This window comes from Sphingomonas sp. GM_Shp_1 (genome assembly GCF_026540895.1).
In the GTDB taxonomy this organism is placed as follows: Bacteria; Pseudomonadota; Alphaproteobacteria; order Sphingomonadales; family Sphingomonadaceae; genus Sphingomonas.
The window spans coordinates 86,459-92,574 of record NZ_JALNUR010000012.1; the positions used below are offsets into that span (position 1 = coordinate 86,459).

3 protein-coding genes are annotated in these 6,116 nt (G+C 65.1%); 2 read left to right on the top strand and 1 reads right to left on the bottom strand.

What is annotated here, in order from left to right:
• Window positions 1-65 precede the first annotated feature (65 nt).
• Window positions 66-1,460: a dihydrolipoyl dehydrogenase gene (gene lpdA / locus OXQ33_RS08505; RefSeq protein WP_267434247.1), complete on the top strand. Its 1,395-nt coding sequence runs from the start codon at window positions 66-68 to the stop codon at window positions 1,458-1,460.
• Between the two features lie 732 nt (window positions 1,461-2,192).
• Window positions 2,193-4,589 (top strand): TonB-dependent receptor, encoded by a 2,397-nt coding sequence (locus OXQ33_RS08510; protein WP_267434248.1) that lies wholly within the window; start codon window positions 2,193-2,195, stop codon window positions 4,587-4,589.
• Window positions 4,590-4,730: 141 nt separating this feature from the next.
• Here OXQ33_RS08510 and OXQ33_RS08515 read toward each other — a convergent pair whose 3' ends face one another.
• Window positions 4,731-6,011, bottom strand: a complete 1,281-nt coding sequence (locus OXQ33_RS08515) for an Hsp70 family protein (RefSeq protein ID WP_267434249.1) — start codon at window positions 6,009-6,011, stop codon at window positions 4,731-4,733.
• Window positions 6,012-6,116: the final 105 nt, after the last annotated feature.

Consider the following 6,116-nt stretch of genomic DNA (forward strand, 5'->3'; position numbering starts at 1 on the left):
CGTGCTGTGTAAAGGCGGGTGCGCCCGCAGGCTGGACCCCAGACGCCGGGGAACGGGAGAGACAAATGGCTGAGTATGACTATGACGTCCTGGTGATCGGGGCCGGCCCCGGCGGCTATGTCGCGGCGATCCGCGCGGCGCAGCTGGGCCTGAAGACCGCATGCGCCGAGGCGCGCGAGACGCTGGGCGGCACCTGCCTCAATGTCGGCTGCATCCCGTCCAAGGCGCTGCTCCACGCCTCCGAGCTGTTCGAGGAAGCATCGCACGGTGCGCTCGCCAAGTTCGGTGTCGAGATCGAGGGGGCGAAGCTCAACCTTGACCAGATGCACGCCGAAAAGGCCAAGGCGGTCGGCGAACTGACCGGCGGCATCGAGTATCTGTTCAAGAAGAACAAGGTCACCTGGCTGAAGGGCAAGGCCGCGTTCCAGGATTCGAGCACGGTCAAGGTCGGCGACCAGACCGTCACCGCGCGCGACATCGTGATCGCGACCGGCTCGGTCGTGACCCCGCTGCCGGGCGTCGAGATCGACCAGAAGGTCGTGGTCGACTCGACCGGCGCGCTGGCGCTCCCCAAGGTGCCCGAACATCTCGTCGTCATCGGCGGCGGCGTGATCGGCCTGGAGCTGGGTTCGGTCTGGCGGCGTCTGGGTGCCAAGGTCACGGTCGTCGAATATCTCGACCAGATCCTGCCCGGCTTCGATGGCGAGGTCCGCAAGGAATCGGCCAAGCTCTTCAAGAAGCAGGGCATGGAGCTGAAGACCTCGACCAAGGTGACCGGCGTCACCGTCGAGGGCGACCGCGCGACCGTCTCGGTCGAACCGGCGGCAGGCGGCGCGGCGAAAACGCTGTCGGCGGACGCCGTGCTGGTCGCGATCGGCCGCAAGCCCAACACCGACGGGCTGAACCTGGAGGCCGCTGGCGTGAAGCTGAACGGTCGTGGCCAGGTCGAGATCGACCATGACTTCGCGACCAATGTCGACGGCGTCTGGGCGATCGGTGACGTCGCGCCGGGCCTGATGCTGGCGCACAAGGCCGAGGACGAGGGCGTCGCGGTGGCCGAGAACATCGCTGGCCAGACCGGCATCGTGAACCATGACGTCATCCCCAGCGTCGTCTACACCATGCCCGAGATCGCCGGTGTCGGCCTGTCGGAAGAAGCCGCCAAGGAAAAGGGCGAGGTGAAGGTCGGCAAGTTCCCGTTCGCCGCCAACAGCCGCGCCAAGACCAACCGCGACACCGACGGCTTCGTGAAGGTCATCGCCGACGCCAAGACCGATCGCGTGCTGGGCGTGTGGATCATCTCCTCGTTGGCGGGCACGATGATCGCCCAGGCCGCGCAGGCGATGGAATTCGGCGCGACGTCGGAAGACATCGCCTATACCTGCCACGCGCATCCCACCCATGCCGAGGCACTCAAGGAAGCCGCCATGGCCGTGCAGGGCAAGCCGATCCACATCTGATCACGCTTCGCTGGACGGACCAAAGGGGGCGGGCATCGCAGGATGCTCGCCCCTTTCGTTATGGACGGCCCGAAGTCCTAGAGCGGGATGACATCAGGTTGATCCACCCCTCCCCTTCAGGGGAGGGGCCGGGGGTGGGGCGCTTCCACAAATGCGGGGTCTGGGGCGATGCCCCACCCCAACCCAGCATCAGGTCGATCAGGCTCCCAGCCTGATCTAAACCGCGTGGGACGCGGTTTACCTGATGCTCCTGAAGGGGAGGGGCTCGGCTCGGGTCGACTCCATGTCATCCCGCTCTAGGCGGGATCGACATTCACTCTATTCCTCCCCTGGAAGGGAAGGTGGCGGGCCGAAGGCCTGACGGAGGGGTGTCCGAGCCGACCAAGCTCACGGCGGGTTACACCCCTCCACCATGCTTCGCATGGTCCCCAGTGGCAGGTCGATCATGCCCCCAGCATGATCTGGATTGCCTGGGAGGCAATCCACCTGCCACTCCTTGCAGGGGAGGAATAAGGATTGTGCTGCCTGAATGTCGATCGGTCCTTGCCCGACACCGATCTTCCGCCGCCACGCCAACGTCCCCGCATGCCCTGTCATCCCGGAACAGGCCCGTGACCGCGAAGCCACAACAATAGGCCGTCACAAACCGGTCATTACGCTGTCGCCACGGTGTCACGTGCCGGCCCCATGCGCCCGCCTCATTGGGTTAACAAAGCCATTGGGGGCAAAATCATGGTGAAGTATCTGATCGGTGTCGCGACGGTCGCGCTGATCGCGCCCGGCGTCGCGGCGCAAACCCTGCCGGCGCAGGCCGCCGTGACCGGCAGTGCCGATCCGGTCGTCGCCGATCCGACCGCTGCTCCCACCGACGATCAGGCGGGAAGTTCGGGCGATGTCGTCGTGCTGGGCTTCGGCCAGAGCCGTCAGGTCCAGACGATCACCGCCGCCGATCTCGACCGGCTGACGCCCGGCACCTCGCCGCTCAAGGCGATCTCCAAGCTGCCCGGCGTCAATTTCCAGGCATCCGATCCGTTCGGCGCCTATGAATGGTCGACCCGCATCTCGCTTCGCGGCTTCAACCAGAACCAGCTGGGCTTCACCCTCGACGGCGTGCCGCTGGGCGATATGAGCTATGGTCCGACCAACGGCCTGCACATCAGCCGCGCGATCATTTCCGAGAACATCGCGTCGACCAGCGTGGCGCAGGGCGCGGGCGCGCTCGGCACCGCCTCGACCAGCAATCTGGGCGGCACCATCCAGTTCACCAGCCGCGCGCCGTCCGAAACCGCCGGGATCGCCGCGTCGGGCACCTATGGCAGCAACGACACGATCCGCGCCTTCGTCCGCGCCGACAGCGGCGATCTAGGCGGCGGGCTGAAGGGTTATCTCAGCTATGCCTATCTCACCACCGACAAGTGGAAGGGGTTCGGCAGCCAGCGCCAGCATCAGGCCAATGCCAAGATCGTCAAGGATTTCGGCGACCGTGGTTCGATCACCGGCTTCTTCAATTTCTCCGATCGCCGCGAGAACGACTATCAGGACCTGAGCCTCGATATCATCAAGCGTCGCGGCTTTTATAACGACAATATCAGCAACGATTACCCGCTCGCGGTTCAGTTCGCCAAGATTTACAGCAACCAAAATGCGGCCGCCGCCTATCTGAACGCCAATGGCTCGCTGAACGGTTTCAGTGCGCCTTATGCGAGCTTGGGCTTGTCCTATCCGCAGAATGTCGGCCTGGACGATGGCTATTATGACGCGGCGGGGCTTCGTCGCGACTATTTGGGCGGGATCACTTTCGACGCCAAGCTGACCGACAGCCTGTCGCTGACCTCGACCAGCTATTATCATCGCAACAAGGGGCAGGGGTCGTGGATCACGCCCTATAACCCCACCCAGCTCGGCGCGCCCAATGCCGATGGCACGCCGATCACCAATCCCGCGCCGCTGACCTTCCGCACGACCGAATACAGCCTGGACCGCGCCGGCACCATCGCCAAGCTGGCGCTGACCACCGGTGCGAACAAGCTGGAACTGACCGGCTGGTATGAGAGCAATACGCTGCATCAGGCACGTCGCCTCTATGGCATGACCGACACCGCGACGCCGAACCGCAACGCGCTGGATTTCCAGAGCAATCCCATGTCGACGACGTGGAACGGCAAGTATGATACCGAGACGCTGCAATATTCGGTCGGCGACACGCTCGATATCGGCCAGCTGACCATCAATGGCGGCTGGAAGGGGATGCGGGTGCGCAACCAGGCCAATGTGCTCGCGGGCACGCTGGCGCGCGGCCGGATCAAGAGCCAGGACTGGTTCCTGCCGCAGATCGGCGTGGTGCTGCACCTGGGCAATCAGGCGGAAGTCTTTGCCAGCTATACCGAGAATATGCGCGCCTTCATCGCCGCCGCGACCGCACCGCCCTTCTCGATCCCACAGGTCGCGTTCAATGCGGTGGCGAACACCGTGCGTCCGGAAAAGTCGAAGACGGCGGAAGGCGGCGTCCGCTATCGCACCGGCGGGCTGCAACTGTCGGCGGTCGGCTATTATATCGACTTCTCCGACCGTCTGCTGACCTATTCGATCGGCACCGCGATCCAGGGGCTTCCGCCGACGCTGAACAATGTCGGCGGCGTGGAAAGCTATGGCGCGGAGGTTTCGGCCTTCTACCGCCTGACCCCGGCCTTCTCGGCGCTGGCCAGCTATTCGTACAACCATGCCACCTATCAGCAGACGGTGCGCGACGGCTCGGGCAATCTGCTGGCCGAGAAGGGGCGGTACGTCGTTGATACGCCGCAGAACATGGTGAAGGGCGAGCTGGTCTATGACGACAGCCGGTTCTTCGGCCGGGTCGGCGCGGATTATATGTCGAAGCGCTATTACACCTATCTGAACGACCAGTCGGTCGAGGGCCGGGTGCTGGTCGACGCCAGCATCGGCTATCGTTTCCCGGCGGAATGGGGCGGCTTCTCGATCGAGGGCAGCGTGACCAACCTGACCGACAAGCGCTATATCTCGACCATCGGAAGCGGCGGCTTCGTCGCGAGCGATCCGCAAGGCCGGTTGATGACCCTGCTGGCTGGCGCACCGCGTCAGTGGTTCGTGACGCTGAAGAAGGGGTTCTGAGCTAAACCCTATCCGTATGACGCTCCCCTCCCGCAAGCGGGAGGGGATGGGGGAGGGCATAGAGTCTCACCGAGACCAGCACCCGTGGCCATGCCCTCCCCAAACCCCTCCCGTTTACGGGCGGGGCTTTTTCGTCGGGATTTACACCGCCCAGGCCCCGATATCCGGCTGCTCGCCGATCAACGCCAACCCATGCGCGATTGAGGTGAGTTCCCCACCTGTCGCGATCTTCCCGCCGCCGAACCGCGTCTCGAACATCCGCCGGATCGCGGGCATCAGAGAGGTGCCGCCTGTCAGGAACACCCGGTCGATCGCGCCTGCCTCGGTCCCGGCGGTGGTGAGCGCCCGGTCGACCGCCTGCTCGATCCGCGCCAGATCGGGGGCGATCCATGACTCGAAATCGGCCCGGGTCACGTCCGCCTCGATCGACAGGCCGCCCCCCTCGAACCGGAAACGAGCCTCCTCGGCCGCCGACAGGTCACGCTTCACCCGACCGACCGCGTCGTAAAGCCGGTATCCCTGCTCCTCCTCGATGATCGCGATCATCCGCCCGATCGCGTCGGGGTCGAGCGCGGCGCGGCGGAGTTTTTCGAGTTCGGCCAGCGTCTTGCGATTGCGCATCAACGCCAGGCGCGACCAGTCGGCGAAATCGGCGAAGAACCCCCGCGGAATCTCCAACACCTTGTCGAACGAGCGATATTGCCCGCCCGCCCCCAGCAACGGCAGGACGAGATGGTCGATCAGCCGTTGGTCGAACCGGTCGCCCGCGATGCCGACACCGGCATGGCCGAGCGGTTCGCAGCGACGCTCGGCACCCGGCGCGGCGATGCGCACGACCGAAAAGTCGCTGGTGCCGCCGCCGAAATCCGCGACCAGCACGGTCGCCGGCTCGGTGATACGCGACGCATAGCTGAACGCCGCGCCCAGCGGTTCGTAGACATAATGGATTTCCACCCCCAGCCGCGCGAACATCGCGTCATAGCGTTGGCGGGCGAGTGCCTCGTCGGGCCGGTGCCCGGCATATTCGACCGGTCGCCCGACGACGATCCGCGCCGCCTTGCCGTCGAGCACCCCGCCGCTGCGCGCCGCCATCCGGTCGAGAAACGCGCGGCCGAGCTCCTCGAAGCGATAGCGTTTGTCGAACACGGTCGCGTGCTCGAACACCGGAGAGGCGGCGACCGACTTGAACGACTGGATGAACCGGCTGCCGCCCGGAAATTCCAGATATTCGGCAATCGCCCAGGGGCCCGCCTCCACCTCGATGCCGTCATCTTCCCAGAAGCACAGCGCCGAGCGGAAGACGGGGTCGGTACCGTTCGGGCCTATCAGCGGCACGAGGTGCGACTCGCCTGCATCGGCCCGCGCGATGACCGAATTGGTGGTGCCGAAGTCGATGCCGAAGATGGTGCGAGTGTCGGTCATGGCGCGTCCGCTACACGATGTGCGAGGGAGGGAAAGGCGTTTTCTTCACGTAGCCTTTTTCTCCCCTCCCGTAGGCGGGAGGGGTTGGGGGAGGGCAACGCCCCG